General features: G+C 68.9%; 15 protein-coding genes. 6 read left to right on the forward strand and 9 right to left on the reverse strand.

Annotated elements, in window-relative coordinates:
- Positions 1–28 precede the first annotated feature (28 nt).
- Both KVT32_RS18565 and KVT32_RS18570 read right to left on the reverse strand, forming a co-directional pair.
- Positions 29–2,134 (reverse strand): acetate--CoA ligase family protein, encoded by a 2,106-nt coding sequence (locus KVT32_RS18565; RefSeq protein ID WP_217618654.1) that lies wholly within the window; start codon positions 2,132–2,134, stop codon positions 29–31.
- Positions 2,131–2,952, reverse strand: a complete 822-nt coding sequence (locus KVT32_RS18570; RefSeq protein WP_175157036.1) for an enoyl-CoA hydratase/isomerase family protein — start codon at positions 2,950–2,952, stop codon at positions 2,131–2,133. Before KVT32_RS18570 ends, KVT32_RS18565 begins: the two co-directional genes overlap by 4 nt.
- 130 nt (positions 2,953–3,082) lie before the next feature.
- On the opposite strand from KVT32_RS18570, the gene KVT32_RS18575 reads away from it, so the two are divergent.
- The 5 genes from KVT32_RS18575 to KVT32_RS18595 all read left to right on the forward strand — a co-directional run bounded on the left by KVT32_RS18575 (position 3,083) and on the right by KVT32_RS18595 (position 9,163).
- A complete protein-coding gene (locus KVT32_RS18575; protein ID WP_217618655.1) occupies positions 3,083–3,892 on the forward strand; it encodes an IclR family transcriptional regulator in 810 nt (269 codons plus the stop codon).
- Positions 3,893–4,013: 121 nt separating this feature from the next.
- Positions 4,014–4,526: a sigma-70 family RNA polymerase sigma factor gene (locus KVT32_RS18580; RefSeq protein WP_217618656.1), complete on the forward strand. Its 513-nt coding sequence runs from the start codon at positions 4,014–4,016 to the stop codon at positions 4,524–4,526.
- Positions 4,519–5,442, forward strand: a complete 924-nt coding sequence (locus KVT32_RS18585; RefSeq protein ID WP_217618657.1) for a DUF4880 domain-containing protein — start codon at positions 4,519–4,521, stop codon at positions 5,440–5,442. The genes KVT32_RS18580 and KVT32_RS18585 overlap by 8 nt, the downstream gene beginning before the upstream one ends.
- A 99-nt stretch (positions 5,443–5,541) precedes the next feature.
- Positions 5,542–7,932 (forward strand): TonB-dependent receptor, encoded by a 2,391-nt coding sequence (locus KVT32_RS18590; RefSeq protein ID WP_217618658.1) that lies wholly within the window; start codon positions 5,542–5,544, stop codon positions 7,930–7,932.
- Positions 7,933–7,939: 7 nt separating this feature from the next.
- On the forward strand, positions 7,940–9,163 hold the full coding sequence (locus KVT32_RS18595) for a PepSY domain-containing protein (protein WP_152385120.1): 1,224 nt from the start codon (positions 7,940–7,942) through the stop codon (positions 9,161–9,163).
- A gap of 18 nt (positions 9,164–9,181) precedes the next feature.
- Here the strand turns inward: KVT32_RS18595 and KVT32_RS18600 are convergent, their stop codons facing one another.
- The 4 genes from KVT32_RS18600 to KVT32_RS18615 form a co-directional block, all read right to left on the reverse strand.
- Entirely contained in the window at positions 9,182–10,573 is a 1,392-nt protein-coding gene (locus KVT32_RS18600) for an FAD-binding oxidoreductase (RefSeq protein ID WP_175157041.1), read from the reverse strand.
- Positions 10,574–10,795: 222 nt separating this feature from the next.
- Positions 10,796–11,035: a hypothetical protein gene (locus tag KVT32_RS18605; RefSeq protein ID WP_369818539.1), complete on the reverse strand. Its 240-nt coding sequence runs from the start codon at positions 11,033–11,035 to the stop codon at positions 10,796–10,798.
- 34 nt (positions 11,036–11,069) lie between these two features.
- Complete coding sequence (locus KVT32_RS18610; protein ID WP_152385122.1) at positions 11,070–11,267, reverse strand: hypothetical protein; 198 nt, start codon at positions 11,265–11,267, stop codon at positions 11,070–11,072.
- Positions 11,264–12,010 carry a BON domain-containing protein gene (locus tag KVT32_RS18615; RefSeq protein ID WP_152385123.1) on the reverse strand — a complete coding sequence of 249 codons (747 nt, stop codon included), beginning with the start codon at positions 12,008–12,010 and terminating at the stop codon, positions 11,264–11,266. Before KVT32_RS18615 ends, KVT32_RS18610 begins: the two co-directional genes overlap by 4 nt.
- Positions 12,011–12,574: 564 nt before the next feature.
- On the opposite strand from KVT32_RS18615, the gene KVT32_RS18620 reads away from it, so the two are divergent.
- Positions 12,575–13,105: a CinA family protein gene (locus KVT32_RS18620; protein WP_152385124.1), complete on the forward strand. Its 531-nt coding sequence runs from the start codon at positions 12,575–12,577 to the stop codon at positions 13,103–13,105.
- Here the strand turns inward: KVT32_RS18620 and KVT32_RS18625 are convergent.
- The 3 genes from KVT32_RS18625 to KVT32_RS18635 are packed head-to-tail and all read right to left on the reverse strand — an operon-like array spanning position 13,048 to position 15,415.
- A complete protein-coding gene (locus tag KVT32_RS18625; protein ID WP_217618659.1) occupies positions 13,048–13,785 on the reverse strand; it encodes a glycosyltransferase family 2 protein in 738 nt (245 codons plus the stop codon). The genes KVT32_RS18620 and KVT32_RS18625 overlap by 58 nt on opposite strands.
- A complete protein-coding gene (locus KVT32_RS18630; protein WP_152385126.1) occupies positions 13,782–14,384 on the reverse strand; it encodes an SAM-dependent methyltransferase in 603 nt (200 codons plus the stop codon). The genes KVT32_RS18625 and KVT32_RS18630 overlap by 4 nt, the downstream gene beginning before the upstream one ends.
- Complete coding sequence (locus KVT32_RS18635) at positions 14,372–15,415, reverse strand: acyl-CoA dehydrogenase (protein ID WP_217618660.1); 1,044 nt, start codon at positions 15,413–15,415, stop codon at positions 14,372–14,374. The genes KVT32_RS18630 and KVT32_RS18635 overlap by 13 nt, the downstream gene beginning before the upstream one ends.
- Positions 15,416–15,435: the final 20 nt, after the last annotated feature.

Genomic DNA, 15,435 nt, shown 5'->3' on the forward strand with positions numbered 1-15,435 from the left:
GTCTCCTGTTTTTATCCACCCGCCTGAACTAGTTCAGGCGGCTTTGCAGGACGGCCACGCCGTCCGCCGCGCAAACGCCCTGGCCCGCAGGCCGAACGAAGAGCGGATTGATTTCGGCTTCGACGAGGACATCTCCCAACGCGCCCGCCATGCGTGAGAACGCGACGACGGCGGCGACCAACGCCGGCACGTCGGCGCGCTCGCGCCCGCGGTAGCCGTCCAGCAAGGGCCAGGTCTTGAGCCGCCGCAGTCCGGCCATCACCTGCGTCGGCGACAGGCCGGTCCCGTCTTCGGGCAGCATCAAGAGCGTCGTATCCCGCACCAGTTCGGCGACCACGCCCCCCATGCCGAGCAGGATGGCCGACCCCAGGGGATCCCGATGCAGGCCGACGATCACTTCCGCCGCGCCGCTCACCATCTCCTGGACCAGGAAGGCGCGGGGTTCGCCGCCGGTATGACGCAGAACTTCCTCGCGCATCTGCTGCAGCCGTGCGGGCACGTCCTCCTGCGCCACGTTCACGGCTACGCCGCCCACGTCGCTCTTATGCGTGATGTGGCGCGACAGCAGCTTGAGGACGACCCTTGGGCCCAGCGCGGCCGCGGCTTGCGCGGCCTGCGCCTCGTCGCGCACGACGATTTCCTTGACGCCAGGCACGCCGAACCGGGCAAAGAGCGCCTTGGCCTGCGCCTCGTCCAGCGAGCCGCCGTCCCCTAGATCCAGGCCGCCCGGCAACGCTGCGTCCGGCGGCACCGCGTTGTCAGCCTCGACGCGCGCCTGTGCCTGCCACATCGCCGCCATGGCCGCGCTGACGCCTTCGGGCGTGTGAAACGCCGGTATGCCGTAGCGGCCAAGCACCTCGGCGGCGCGGGGCGCGTGCGGGCTGATGTAGGCCATCACGGGCTTGGCGGCGCCAGCCAACGTGTCCTTCAAAGCGCCGGCCATCAGTTCGGGCTGCGCCACGCCGGACGAACCGACGATCACCACCAGCGCGTCATAGCTGCTGCTGTCGAGCAGGATGCGGATGGCGCCGCGCAGCAGTTCGGGCTGCAGGCCCGCCAGCGTGACGTCGATGGGATTGCGGTCCAGCGCGGCGGGCGTGCCGGGTTGCAGGGCGCGCAGCGCCGCGCCGGTGGCGCCGTCAGGCGCCGGCAGCTCGAACCCCGCGAGGCCCAGGCAGTCCGCCACCAGCGTGCCGGCGCCGCCTGTCGATGTCAGGATCGCAACGCGGCGTCCGGGGAGCTTGCGTGCGTGCGCCAGCGCAGCCGGAATATCCAGCAGGTCCGAGAAGGTCTGCGCCCGGATGATGCCCGCATCCTCGAAAAGCGCGTCGTACATGGCGTCGGCGCCGGCCAGCGCCCCGGTGTGCGACGCTGCCGCCCGCGCGCCCGATTCCGAACGCCCAATCTTGAACGCCACCACCGGTTTACCGGCGGTCCGCGCCTTGCGCGCGGCGGCGCGGAACTTGGCGGGATGGCGAAGGCTCTCGAGGTACAGCGCGATGACCTGCGTAGCGGGGTCGTCGGCCAGCGCGTCCACGAAGTCGGCCACTTCCAGATCGGCCTCGTTGCTGGTCGAAATCAGCTTGGACAGGCCCACGCCGCGGGCGGCGGCGCGCGACAGCAGCGCCCCCAGGATGCCGCCGCTCTGCGAGACGAGCCCCACCGCGCCGGGCTGCAGGTCGTCGATTTCCAGGGCGCCGCTGGCCGACAACGTGACCCGGTCGGTCAGGTTGACCAGGCCGATGGTGTTCGGCCCCAGAATGCGCATGGCGCCGGCGGCCTCGCGCAGCGCTTGCTGGCGGCGAGCGCCCTCCTCGCCGCTTTCCGAGTATCCGCTTGCCAGCACGATGGCCGCGCCCGTGCCGATGGCGGACAGCTCGCGAACGGCCTGCTGCGTGCGCTCGGCGCCCAGCACCACGATGGCGACGTCGGGCGCCTGCGGCAGCGAGCGGATATCGGGGTAGCAACGCAAGCCGTCGATCTCGGACGCCTTCGGGTTGACGGGGTAGATGCTGCCCTGAAACCCGTGCTTGCGCAGGTAGGCCACGGGCCGGCCCGAGGTTTTGGCGGGGTCCGCCGACGCCCCGACCACTGCCACGCTGCGGGGCCGCAGCAGCTTGTCCAGCGCGCTCACGGCTTCTCTCCCTGGGCGCGGGCCGCCTGCGCCTGCGCCATCTTTTCCAGAAACGCGGCCACGGCATCGCGGTGCTCGGCGCTGGTGTAGCAAATGCCTTGCGCCTGGCTGCCCATGGCGAACACCTGGTCGGCCGTCAGTTCAAACGTCTGGTCCAGGATCGACTTGCCCAGCGCCAACGCCGTGGCCGAGCCCTGGCTCAATTCCGCCGCCCATGCCTGGGCTGCCTCCACCTCGGTACCGGCCGGCACGAGCCGGTCGGCGATGCCCAGTTGCAGGGCCTCCTGTGCCGCCACCTTGCGCCCGGAATAGATCAATTCCTTCGCGCGCGCCAGGCCGACGCGGCGCGGCAGGAAATACATGCCGCCACCGTCCGGGATCAGGCCGCGCGCAATGTAGCTCCACGTGAACGAGGCGCTTTCGGACGCCACGATGAAATCGCAGCTGAGCGCCGTGTCCGCCCCCAGCCCCGCCGCCGCGCCGTTCACCGCCGCGATCGTCGGCTTGGGCATGTTGAACAGCAGCCCTTGCGCGTGGTGCACGCGCTGCTGGCGCGACCATCCGTTGAATCCGACCTCGCCCGCCGGCGCGTCCATCCTGCGCTGCATGCCCGCGATGTCGCCGCCCGCGCAGAATCCCTTGCCTTCGCCTGTCAGCACCAGCGCGCGGATCGCGCGGTCCTGTGCGACGTGCTCCAGCGCCTGGATCAATTCGCTGCGCATTGCGTCGCTGATCGCGTTGCGCTTGTCGGGGCGGTTCAGTGTCAGCGTCGCCACGCCGTCCCGCGTCTGCAGTTTGATGAATTCGTAGTCAGCCATTTCCGTGCTCCGTCGTTTCCGGGGCCAGCCCCGGAATCCACAACGGCTGCCGGGCTGGCAACACCGACAAGGTAGGCGCTACAGTGTGCAAATGCACCGCCCTATTTCCATCTAGTGGAATTGCACTGCCATGCCCGCCGCCTCCGAACCCGCTCCCGCCGCCAGCCGCCGCTTCACCGGCGTCAGCCAGAACCGCTCGCTGGAACGCGGCCTGGAGATCCTTCGCGCGTTCAAGCCGGGCACGGACCTGCTGGGCAATGGCGATCTGGCCGAACGCACAGGCCTGTCGGCGGCGACGGTCAGCAGGCTGACGCAGACACTTGTGACCAGCGGCTTTCTGGAACACGACCGGCGCGCGCGCGCCTATCGCCTGGCCGCGCCGGTGCTCAGCCTGGGACACGCCATGCACGCCTCGTCTCCGGTGCTGCGCGCGGCCACGCCGCTGATGCGCGAGGTGTCCGTCAAGCAGCGTCTGAACGTGGGCCTGGCCAGCGCCGACCGGGCCGACATGGTCTACCTGGAATCCATCCGCTACAACCGCAAGGCGTCCCTGCGCACCATCGTTGCGGGCCAGCGGGTTCCGATCGAGCTGACGTCGCTGGGCCGCGCCTACCTGGCGACGCTGGACGCCGCCATGCGCGACGCGCTGCTGGACCAGATCCGCCAGGGCTATCGCAGCGCCACCTGGAAGCCGATCCGCGCGGACATCGACAGCGCCATCGCCAAGGTGGCGGCGCGCGGATACTGCGTGGCGTCGTGGCAGCCGGGCGTGGTGGCGCTGTCCACGCCGCTACGCCCGCTGGGCGGCCCGGCAATGGCGCTGAACATCAGCCTCACCACCGAGGACGCGCCGTCCGCGGTGGCGCAGCGGCATGCCCCGCATCTGCTGGCGCTGAAAGCCGGCATCGAGCACGAACTGGAAAGCCAGCGTCCCGCCTGACACCTGCCCCCCTCGGATTCCCTGATGCCGCCCCCGCAAACCGCTGATACAATAAGAACCATTCTCAATCTCGACACCTTCCGTCCGGGATTGCCAACGTCTCCCCTTTCTCCGCACTTCCATGACTCGCAGCCTGGCGCCGGATCACCATCATGTGGGCGCACTCTATGTGGACCATCACCGCTGGCTGGTGAACTGGCTGCGCAGAAAGCTGGGGTGCGGCTTTGACGCCGCCGATATCGCGCAGGACACCTTTCATCGGCTGTTGGCCGCGCCGGAGCGCGCCCGCGGCCTGCAAGAGCCGCGCGCCTACCTGACGACGCTGGCGCACGGCCTGGCCGTGGACCACATCCGCCGGCGCAAGCTGGAGCGGGCCTACCTCGACGAGCTGGCCCTGCTGCCAGAAGCCCAGGCCCCTTCTCCCGAAACCCGTGCCCTGCTGCTCGAAACCCTGGTGCGCATCGACCGAATGCTGGACGGCCTGAACGCCAAGGCGAAGGCGGCGTTCCTGATGTCCCGGCTGGACGGCTTGACCTATCCCGACATCGCGGCAACCCTGCGCGTATCGGTGAGCTCCGTCGAAAAATACATGGCCGCCGCCATCCGTCATTGCTACGAACTGCGCTATGGCTGATCGCGCCGTGGTGCTGGATCGCGCCATTTCCTTTGCGGTGCGCCTGAACTCGGGCCACGCCGATGCCGCCGAGCACGAGGCCTGCCGCCGCTGGCGCGAGGCCGACGCCGAGCACGAACGGGTCTGGCGCCAGTTGCAGGCGATCGAGACGGATCTGCGCGCGGTGTCCGGTTCGGCGGCGGCGTCCGCGCTGCGCGCCGCCCCCGCCCGTGGCCGCCGCCGCGTCCTTGCCATGCTGGCGTTGGGAACGGTGGGCGCTGGCGCGACGCTGGCGTGGCGCGACGGCGCCTGGGATCGCATGACCGCCGACTACCGCAGCGGCGTCGGCGAGCGTCGCCGGTTCGCGCTGGAGGGCGGGGCCGAACTGTGGCTGAACACGGGCAGCGCCGTGCGGACCGACCCGGGCGGCCGGCGCCTGACCCTGCTGGCCGGCGAGCTGCGCATGGACACGGGCGCGGCGCCCGCCCCGTGGGAAGTGCGCACACGCCAGGCGCGTTTCACCGCCACGCAGGCGCGCTTTCTGCTGCGCACGATCGAAGACGCCACGCTGCTGGACATGCAGCTCGGCGACTTGCGCATTGCCCCCGTGCACGGCGCCGAATCGCGCGCCGACCCGGGCGGGCGCTACCGCGTGACGGACCGCGATGCGCGGCGCGAACCCGCCGTGCCGTTTGACGCCGATAGCTGGGCCGACGGCGTGCTGACCGTGCGCGGCATGCGGCTCGCGGACTTCCTGCAGGAACTGTCGCGTTATCAGCGCGGCTGGATCAGCTGCGATCCCGCCGTGGCCGATCTGCGGGTGTCGGGCGTCTTCCTGCTGGACGACCTGCCGGGCGCGCTCAATACGCTGTCCCGCGCGCTGCCCACGCGGATCGAGCGCTACGCGGGCCTGTGGACCCGCGTGCTGCCCGCCTGAATGCCGTTACAACTTTTTGGCGATTCCGTTTACGGGTTTTGGCGTCCTCGTTCGACATAGGGAATGACAACCCCCGTTTGAACCAGGATCGCCTACGTCATGTCCCGCTCTGCCCGCCCCACCCCGACGCGCCTTCTGCGCCTGCTTCCGCTGTGCGCCGCGCTGGCGCTTGCCCCTGCCGTTCATGCCCAGTCCGCGCGCGTGACGGTCGAACAGGCCGCCGCGCCGCTTGAGACCGCCTTGAACCAGTACGCCGCGTCGGCGCGGGTGACGCTGTCGTTCGATCCGTCGCTCACCACGGGCCGGCAGGCGCCGGCGCTGCGCGGGCCCTACGCCATCGCCGAGGGCTTTGCGGCGCTGCTGGCGGGCAGCGGCCTGGTCGCCGAACAGACGGGCGAACGCCACTTCGTCATCCGGCCCGCTGCACCGTCGGTCAGCACGCTGGCCCCCGTCACGGTGACGGGCGACTCGGCCGCCGAACGCTACAACCCGCCGACCACGGTGGGCTCCAAGACGCCGCTCACGCAGCGCCAGATTCCGCAGTCGATCAGCGTGGTCACGCAAGAGCGGATGCGCCAGCAGGCCATGCAGACGCTGGACGATGCGATGCGCAACACGGCGGGCGTCACCGTCGAACGCCGCGACAACAGCCGCTCGATCTTCCATTCGCGCGGTTTTGACATGACGTCGTATCAGATCGACGGCATTCCCACGCAATACGACTGGCGCATGCTGTCCTCGACGGACCTTGCCATCTACGACCGCGTCGAGGTCCTGAAAGGCCCCGCAGGCCTGTACAACGGCGCCGGCGGGCTGGGCGGCGCGATCAACCTGGTCCACAAGCGCCCGCAAAAGGAATTCGGCTTCGAAGGCAGCGTCTCGGCGGGATCGTGGGACAACTACCGCTCCGAAGTCGACCTGACCGGCGGCCTGAACGAGGATGGCTCGCTGCGCGGACGGCTGGTTGGCGTCTACCAGAACCGCCGCTTCTTCTACGACAAAACCAACGAGCAGCATTCCGTGCTGTACGGCGCGCTGGCGTATGACTTCACGCCGCGCACCACGCTGACGGTGGGCGGCGGCCGCCAGGAGCGCGACATCCACGCGTCGATGTGGTCGATCCCGGCGCTCATGACCGTGGGCCCCGGCGGCCAGCCCAGTTTTTCGCTGGCTGACATCAAGCGCTCCACCTTCATCGGCGCCGACTGGAACCGTGACCAGTTCACGTCCACCGAAGCCTTCGCCGACGTGGAGCACCGCCTGGACAATGGCTGGACCGCCAAGCTGTCCGGCCGCTACGCCGAAAACAAGCTGGACCGCGAACAGGCGTACGGCTGGGGGCCGGCCAATACCTCGAACAACCTGATCCAGCTGCTGTCGGCCAAGGGCCCGACGGGGCAGGCGCAGACGTCCTACGACGCCTATGCCGACGGCCCCTTCCAGCTGTTCGGCCGTCAGCACAATCTGACGCTGGGCGCCAACTACACCGACTCGCGCTTTGATAACGCGTGGAACTATCCGACGCCGAACTGGGCGCCGCGCATCGACATCACGAACCCGCGTTCGGACTTCGACCGCCTGGACTATGCCTTCAACAACAGCAACCACGCGCGCACCAAGCAATGGGGCCTCTACAGCAACCTGCGCCTGCGTCTGGCCGAGCCGCTGACGCTGGTGGCGGGCGGGCGCTTCAGCTGGTGGGACCTGACGTCCAATCAGCGCACGCTCACCGCGGAAAAGGCGCAGCAGGCCAACTACGATGGCAAGTTCACGCCCAACCTGGGCCTGATCTATGACCTGAACGACACCTATTCGGTCTATACCAGCTACTCCGAGATCTTCCTGCCGCAGAACGGATACACCACGGCGGACGGCAGCATGCTCAAGCCGCTGGAAGGCAAGCAGATCGAGGCCGGCATCAAGGGCGAATACCTGGACGGCGCGCTCAATGCCTCGTTTGCGGTGTTCGAGATCCGCGACGAGAACCGCGCCACGCTCTCGCCGGATTCCACCACGGTCTACACGGCCAACGGCAAGACCCGCAACCGCGGCTTCGAACTGCAGGTCAACGGCGAGATCCAGCCGGGCTGGAACATCTACGCCGGCTACACGTGGCTGCAGACGCGCGTGGACCAAAGCGCCTCGTACGACTCGAACGTGACCGCCGTCGCGCCGCGCCATCTGCTGCGGCTGTGGACGGACTACCGGCTGCCCGGCGTGGCAAACCGGTGGACCATCGGCGGCGGCGTCAACGTGCAAAGCGGCACCTATGTTGCCCTGCCGCAGTACAACGGCGCACGGCTGGAGCAAGGCGGTTATGCGACGGTCGACATGAAGATCGGCTACGAGATCAACCGCAACCTGGATGTGGCGCTCAACGTCACCAACCTGTTCGACCGCAAGTACTACGCGACCATCAGCTCGCCGCGCTCGCAGAACATCTTTGGCGAGCCGCAGGCCTTCCTGCTGACGCTGCGCGCCAAGTACTGAGCGCGGCATGGCAATCGCAGCGCGCCCGTTCTGGGTCCGCGTGCACCGATGGGCGGGGCTGGCCACCGCCCTGTTCCTGTGCGTGGCCGGGCTGACGGGCAGCATCCTGGCCTTCAAGGAAGACCTGGACGCCTGGTTGAATCCGCAGCTGTTCCTGGCGCCCGCCGAGGGACGCGCGCCGCTGGATCCCTTCGTCCTGCGCGACGCGGTTCGCGCACAGTTGCCGTGGGCCGGCATCGAGCAGGTGCCGCTGCGGCGCGAGGCGGACCGGGCCGTGGTCTTTCGACTGACGCCGCGGCAGGATGCGGCCGCCGAGCGCATGCTGCCGCTGCCCGCCACGCATGCCTTCGCGGATCCTTACAGCGGCAAGGTGCTGGGCTGGCGCAACGAGGGTGCGGTGTCGCTCGCGCGCGAGAACCTGCTGCCCTTCATCTACCGGCTGCATCTGGATCTGACGCTGCCCGGCGTCTGGGGCCGCTTGCTGTATGGCGTGATCGCGCTCATCTGGACGCTGGACTGCTTTGCCGGCTTTTACCTGACCCTGCCGTCCAAGGGCGCGAAACGCGCGGGATTCTGGCGCGCGTGGCGGCCGGCCTGGTCGATCAAGCAAGGCGCGTCGCCGGCGCGCGTGACGCTGGATCTGCACCGCGCCTTCGGCCTGTGGCTGTGGGTCCTGCTGCTGGTGTATGCGTGGTCCAGCGTCATGTTCAACCTGCGGGCCCAGGTCTACCAGCCGGTGATGTCGGTCATCATGACGTTCGACACATCGTGGCGGGGCGCGCCCGTCCTGCCGCAGCCGCTGGCCACGCCCGCGCTGGACGGCCCGGCCGCCCTTGCGGCCGCGCGCCGCGCGATGGGCGAACTGGCAAAAGAACGCGGCTTTACCGTGGATGGCGAGGAGTCGCTGATGCTGGACCGGCGGCGCGGCATGTACGCGTACCTGGCGCATAGCGATGCCGACCTGCGCCGCCATGTGGGCAACACCGCCGTCCTGATCGACGCCAACACGGGCGAGCGGCGCGGCATGTACCTGCCCACGCGCGGCGCATGGGGCGACACCTTCAGCAACTGGCTGGGCGCGCTGCACATGGCGCACGTCTTCGGCCTGCCCTACCGGATCTTTGCGTGCCTTCTCGGGCTGATCGTCGTCATGCTGTCCGTGACCGGCGTGCTGATCTGGCGGCGCAAGCAGCGGGGCCGGTCGCATGCCGCATTGCGCCGGCCCGGCTGACACGCCGCCCCGCGTGCCTCAAGGCGCGGACGGCCTGATGTTCTGGTTGTGCCGGAAGAGATTGTGCGGATCGTAGCGGGTCTTTACCTGCACCAGCCGGTCGAAGTTTTCACCATAGGCCGCGCCCACCCTTGCCGTCTCGTCCTGCGTCAGGAAGTTGACGTACACACCGCCCTGCGACCAGGGCTCGGTCGCCTTGAAAATGTCGCGCGTCCAGGCGATGCACCGCGCATCGTCCCCAGGATCGTCCCAGCGTCCGTGCACATTCATGGCGAACTGCGCGGACCGGTGCGGATAGGCCGTGGCGGAAACGGGCACTCGCATCGCCGCGCCGGCAATGTGGCCGAAGAAAATCTCGCATTGCGGTGACGGCACGTTCTGGACCGCCGACACGACGGCGTCGATCAGCCCGTCCTGCAGCTCACCGATGTTGTGAGACTTCCAGTAGTTGCGCGCGCCGGGCGTCAGCAAGGGATCGAACGCCTTCTGCCAGGCCGCATAAGGCATCGGCCCGAGGTGCTCGCCATAGGGTTCGCCCAAGGCCCGCACCGCCTCCAGCGCCTGCGGCCCCTTGTCCACCCCGCCCGTGTAGCACGCGGCGAAGGCGACGATGGGCTTTCCGTGCACGGACGCCGGCAAGAACGGCAGCGGCGGCGCCTGGCGCAGCACGGCCCACACGGTCAGCTCCGGCGGCATCGATGGCAATGCGTCGCGGTAGCGCGCCAGCGCCTCGCGGCCCTGTTCGAGCGGCAACACCACCAGACCGCCGTAGACCTCGGGGCCCACCGGATGCAGCTGGAATTCGAACATCGTGACCACACCGAAATTGCCGCCGCCCCCGCGCAGCGCCCAGAACAGATCCGGGTTCTCCGATTCACTGGCGCGCAGCATCTGGCCGTCGGCGGTGACGACATCCGCAGACACCAGATTGTCGATGGTCATGCCGAACCTGCGCGTCAGCCAGCCAAAACCGCCTCCCAACGTCAGGCCGGCAACGCCGGTGGTGGAATTGATGCCCAAGGGCACCGCCAGGCCGAACGCCTGCGCTTCGTGATCGAGGTCGGACAAGGTAGCGCCCGGTTCCACGTAGGCCCTGGCGCGCGCCGGATCGATGCGCACCGATTTCATGGGCGACAGGTCGATCATCATGCCGCCGTCGCAGACGGCGGTGCCCGCGATATTGTGGCCGCCGCCCCGCACGGAAATCACCAGGCCGTGTTCGCGCGCGTAGTCCACGGCACGGCGCACGTCGGCCGGCCCGGCGCATCGCGCGATGACGGCAGGCCGCCGGTCCACCGTGGCGTTCCAGATTTTTCGGGCCTCGTCGTAACCGGCATCGCCGGCCGACAGGATCTGACCCCGGGCCGCCGCCCGCAGATCGTCCAAACTACTGCTGGACAGGTTGTTCATCACACATCTCCTTGATGGCGATGTCTTTACAAACAGCGTGTAAAGCCGTCTATCTGCTGGGGCGCGACATGGGAATTGCCTCCTTGGAAAAGGGGCCATGACCCTGTGCACATGAATGCCCGGCGAACGCCGCGCGGGGGGAAGGCGGCAGACGCCCTGTGTCGTGCGCCGGAGCGTGCGTGATGGAAAAAGTATAGGCCTTTGGCCCTGCCGGCAGGCGCCCTAAGAATCGTTTTTCAGGACGCCGCGCACGTTGAGCACGGCCAATCCTAGTTGCAGCGCAATAAGCGCCCACGCGTCGTCGTGTAGCCCCCAGGCCACCCACAACACGTTGCTGGCAAGAAATACCCAGAAACCGGCCGTGCGCCGGGCAGGGCTGCGCGAGGCGACCAGCCAGGCGGCGGCAAGCGACGCCGCCATGGCCGGCCACTGCAGGAAGTCCCACAACGCGTCCAGCGTCATCGGCTACGGTTCCTGCTCAATGCACAGGACAGGATCAAGGCTTGGACCGGGCGCCCTGCCCGCGGTTGCGCTGGCTCTGCTGGTCCTGGCCAGTGCCGATCTGCGTGGTATGGCCCTCCTTTTTGGTGCGGTTCTGCGTGTCGCCGTGGCTCGCCTGCGATTGCCGGGGCGTATCGTCCTGGGTGCGGTCCGCGCCGGTCTCGTTGTGCTTGTCGTCCTTCTGCTTGGTCATGATTTGCTCCTTTCGTTGACGCGGATCCGGTTGTCGACGTCGTTGACGCCGGCGCATTCCACGGTGCAATCCTCGATGTGATGCTTGATGCGGCGGTTGGGGACGGTGCCCTCCAGCACGACCCGGCCATCGGTGACCGAAACCGACACGTCGCTCACGTCCAGGCCGCTATGGGCGAGCGCCTCGCAGACGTTCTCGCGAATCCGGTCGTCCGAACGGATGTAGCCCTTGGGATCGGTCCTGCGCGATGCGCGGTCGCGCCATGCCGTCGGGCCGCGGTTGTAGCCGCCGCGCTCGGCGGTTTCGAAGGACATGGATTCCTCGCGCCAGGCCGGACGGTCGCCGTAATAGCCGCCTTCGTCGTCGCCAAAGGACGTGGGGCCGTCGTAGGACTGATCGCGCCCGTAGGCGCGGTCGCGCCCGCCCGGATATCGGCCCTGGCCGCCCGTGCCGCGGCCCTGATCGCCATATCGGCCGCGCGCGTCATGGTGGCGGTCATCGCTGCCACGCCCGCGGTCCTGCCCCTCGACCACCTGTTGACGCTGGAACGAGGGATCTTCGTTCGAGAATCCGCCGTAGCTGCTCTGGCCAGGATCCGCGCTGCGGCTGCGCACAGGCTCTCGCGTCTCGCGCGTGCCTGCCTGGCGGGTGCCTTCGCTCTGGTATCCGAACGAAGGCGCGGGATCCTGCCACGGTTCCCGCTCGCCTCGAAATGCCGGCGTGTTCCTCGGGTCTCTACTCATATCGTCTCTCCCGTTGCAAGTTGCACATCAAGCGGGCCGGGTTCGGGGACAGCTGCGCGCCCTCGCCTGCCCGCCTCGCCAGGGCAGCAAGTGCTGTGCCGGACGGAGGCGGCCGGCCGGACCGCACAAGGTCCACGCTGTATGGCCGATAGGCCAAAGGCGGTCGCGGTGCTAAGAATGGGTCATGCGGTCAGAACGCCGTGGCAAGGCCCAACAACCGCATCCGGCAACACGACACACGACATTCAGGAGATGAAATATGGCTTCAGGATCCAGGCTGTCCGATGTAATCGTAAAACTCCCCGATCGCTCCACCTGCCGCGTAGAACGGCGTTTGATCGCAAGGAGAACGCAAGAAGCATCCGGTGTCCCCATCTACGTCTGCACCCTTCCGACCGGCGAACCCGTCACGTGGCTGGGGGGAGGCAAATACCGGCTGCCGTGCGGATCGGTGGGGGTGGCGGTGGCTCACAAACCGCCTGACAGGTGACGGGGCAGGCAGTCGGCACGCGGGCGGCACGCAGCTTGCTGGCCGCCCGGGCATTCACGCCAGGAGGGACGCGAATGAATGCCATCGAACGGGTCGCCGCGTACATGCACGAGCACTCGCTGCAACTGGTGACGGCCGAGTCGTGCACGGCTGGGCTGATTGCCGCCACGCTTGCCGACATACCGGGCGCGGGCGCGTTGCTGGACTGCGCGTTCGTGACCTACTCGCCGCAGGCCAAGCAGAAGTGCCTGGGCGTGGCGGCGCGTACGCTGCAGCGCCACAATCTGACCAGTGAAGCGGTGGCCAGGGAAATGGCGCTGGGCGCCGCCCGCAACAGTCCGGCGAACGTCGCAATTTCAAACACGGGCGTCACCGACGGCACCGACCCCGACATTCCCGCCGGCACGCAGTGTTACGCATGGGTATTCAAGGCCGGCCCCGCCGATGGCGCGCCCGCCGTCTACACCGAGACGACGCGTTTCGAAGGCGACCGCAACGCGATCCGGCGGGCCAGCGCGCAGCACGCGCTGGCCCGGATGATTGCCTATCACGAGCAGTGGCAGAACGGCGCCCCGGCCTCCCCGTCCGGCTCCGGGTCCGGCTGAGCGCCCTCGCTGACTGCCGCCGCGTCCCACCCTCTGCGCAGCGCGGTCGCGAATCCGCCTTCGACGCGTGAGTACGGCCGGGCGCTGGTGGTCACGCGCGGCAGGCAGGACCATGCGATGTGCGCGCCGCCGGCTTCCAGCTTGTCGACCAGGGCCTGGTCCTCGCTGCAGGTCAACGCCGCAAAGCCGCCGATGCGCCGGTACACGTGCGCCGCGACGCCCAGGTTCGCCCCGTGCACATGCCGGTGGCCATCGCGGTCCTGGTAATGCGCGGCGAACGCACCGCGCGCCCGCTGCGCAAACGCGCCGTGCGCTTCCCATCCCGCGACCGATATCGTGCCGCACACCACCTCCGCGTTCAGGGAAAGCTGGTCGGCCAGCCAATCGGGCGACACGTTCGTGTCGGCATCGGTGAAGGCCAGCCAACGCGCGCCGGCATCCAGCAGATGATGCGCGCCGGCGGCACGCGCGACGCCCACGTTGCGCGCGTGGACCGTCAGCAGATCCACCGGCCAGCCGGCGACGATTCCCGCGGTGCGATCCACGCAGTGATCCAGCACCACCGCGATCCGCACCGCTTCGCCGCCCAGCCGCGCATGGCGCGAGGCGCGCAGTACGGCGCGCAGGCAGTCCTCGATATGGCGCTCTTCGTTGTGCGCCGGAATACACACGCCGATCATGAATCGCTTCCTTGGGGTTGTCTGCGCCATACATCCAGGCGGAACTCGGGCTCTTCGTGCCGCGCCGTGCACACCAGGCCGGGCAGCGCGCCGAGGGCGGCATGCATCGCATCCGTGGGTTGGAGACGGTCATCGAAGTCCGGGCGCCAGTGGCAGGCCACCAGTTCGCCGCCGGCACCCAGCGACGCGTCCACGCCATGCAGAAAAGCGCGAAGCGCGGCGTCGTCCAGGTAATACGCCACTTCCGACAGCACGATGAGGTCAAAGCCGTCTGGCGGCACGTCTGGCCACTGCCGCGGCAGGTCCAGCGCCAGCACCGCGACGTGGTCCAGGCCCTCGCCCGCCATGCGCTCGCCGCAACGCGCGGCTGCCGCCGGCGCGACGTCGACGGCGCAGACCTGCGCGCACCGCAGCGCCAGGCATCGGGTCAACTCCCCCGTGCCGCAACCCGGCTCGAAGGCATGGCGATAGTGTTCGCGGCCGAGCGCCGCAAGCAGCAGGCCGCGCTTGCGGCGTTCGTACCACGCGCTTGCCACGCGCCACGGGTCGGGGTCGGCGCGGTACAGCCGTTCGAAGTGATCTGCGGCTACAGCGCCCATGGCGCGCCCTCGTGGTTAAGCACCGCTTGTCCATGCGCCGCCTGGTCGCGTTCGGCATGGCTCTGACGGATGAAGACGGGCAGATCGGCCATCACCTGCGCAAAGCCGGCGTCGCGGCACAACGGCCCCGCGCCCAGCGCGCGCGCCGCCCGTTCCACCACCACGGCCGCCGCGGCCTCCACGGCCAAGCGGGCTCGCGCGCAAGCCATCGCGCACGACTGGCGCGGATGCGCATCGATCTCGGCAGCGGTCTCGCGCAGCACTGCCCGCGCCTGCGCCAGGGCGACGTCGACGGCGCCCAGATGCGCCAGGCGATGCGGATCGGCGGACGTCACGGGCAACGCCGCGCGCAGCGACCGTGCAATGTGCACCAGCCCGCCATACCAGCACGCCGCGACACCGGCGCCGCCGTGCAGGAAACCGGGGCGATCCACGTAGGCGCCCGACTTGCCCACCAGCGTGCACGGCACGTGGCTGAAGGCCACGTCGACGCTGGCCGACGCGCGCATGCCCACCGCGTGCCAGCCGGCGTCGGTCACCTTGACGCCATCCTGATCCATTGCCACCGCGACCAGACAGGGTTCTCCGGCCGGATTCCAGCCGCTGACGAGCGCGTGCGTCACGGATGCCGCGCCGGAACACCAGGCCTTGACGCCGTGCAGTAGCGTCGAACCATCGGCGCGCTGCGTGATCTGGACGCGGTGATCCGGGGGTTCGGCGCACCACACGGCCCAGCGGCTATTCGCCATCAAGGGCGCGGGCGACGCCTGCAACTCCGCCAGGATGGCGAGCGCATCGGTGTGGCCCTCGAAAAGCTTGGCCAGGCTGAGATCCGCTGCCGCCACGCGGGCCAACGCCTGCCACCGTTCGCGCGTGCGGCCCGAGGCGGGCAGCGGCAACCGGTCGCAACCCTGGTCGACAAGGATCCGCAGCCACCGCCCGGGATCGAGCGGCGCATGGGCATCTGAAAGTGCCTGATCGAGGATGTCCAGGCAGGACGGCTGAGCGGCAAGGCCGCGATGGTCTGTCATGAAGATTGGGGCACAAGGTG

Source organism: Achromobacter sp. GbtcB20 (assembly GCF_019091095.1).
GTDB classification, from domain to species: domain Bacteria; phylum Pseudomonadota; class Gammaproteobacteria; order Burkholderiales; family Burkholderiaceae_B; genus Achromobacter; species Achromobacter mucicolens.

Coding starts and splice junctions, on each gene's coding strand:
- KVT32_RS18595 (WP_152385120.1), top strand. CDS start 7,940: ATGGCAATCGCAGCGCGCCCGTTCTGGGTCCGCGTGCACCGATGGGCG.
- KVT32_RS18585 (WP_217618657.1), top strand. CDS start 4,519: ATGGCTGATCGCGCCGTGGTGCTGGATCGCGCCATTTCCTTTGCGGTG.
- KVT32_RS18625 (WP_217618659.1), bottom strand. CDS start 13,785: ATGATCGGCGTGTGTATTCCGGCGCACAACGAAGAGCGCCATATCGAG.
- KVT32_RS18570 (WP_175157036.1), bottom strand. CDS start 2,952: ATGGCTGACTACGAATTCATCAAACTGCAGACGCGGGACGGCGTGGCG.
- KVT32_RS18575 (WP_217618655.1), top strand. CDS start 3,083: ATGCCCGCCGCCTCCGAACCCGCTCCCGCCGCCAGCCGCCGCTTCACC.
- KVT32_RS18610 (WP_152385122.1), bottom strand. CDS start 11,267: ATGACCAAGCAGAAGGACGACAAGCACAACGAGACCGGCGCGGACCGC.
- KVT32_RS18620 (WP_152385124.1), top strand. CDS start 12,575: ATGAATGCCATCGAACGGGTCGCCGCGTACATGCACGAGCACTCGCTG.
- KVT32_RS18615 (WP_152385123.1), bottom strand. CDS start 12,010: ATGAGTAGAGACCCGAGGAACACGCCGGCATTTCGAGGCGAGCGGGAA.
- KVT32_RS18635 (WP_217618660.1), bottom strand. CDS start 15,415: ATGACAGACCATCGCGGCCTTGCCGCTCAGCCGTCCTGCCTGGACATC.
- KVT32_RS18590 (WP_217618658.1), top strand. CDS start 5,542: ATGTCCCGCTCTGCCCGCCCCACCCCGACGCGCCTTCTGCGCCTGCTT.
- KVT32_RS18630 (WP_152385126.1), bottom strand. CDS start 14,384: ATGGGCGCTGTAGCCGCAGATCACTTCGAACGGCTGTACCGCGCCGAC.
- KVT32_RS18605 (WP_369818539.1), bottom strand. CDS start 11,035: ATGACGCTGGACGCGTTGTGGGACTTCCTGCAGTGGCCGGCCATGGCG.
- KVT32_RS18580 (WP_217618656.1), top strand. CDS start 4,014: ATGACTCGCAGCCTGGCGCCGGATCACCATCATGTGGGCGCACTCTAT.
- KVT32_RS18600 (WP_175157041.1), bottom strand. CDS start 10,573: ATGAACAACCTGTCCAGCAGTAGTTTGGACGATCTGCGGGCGGCGGCC.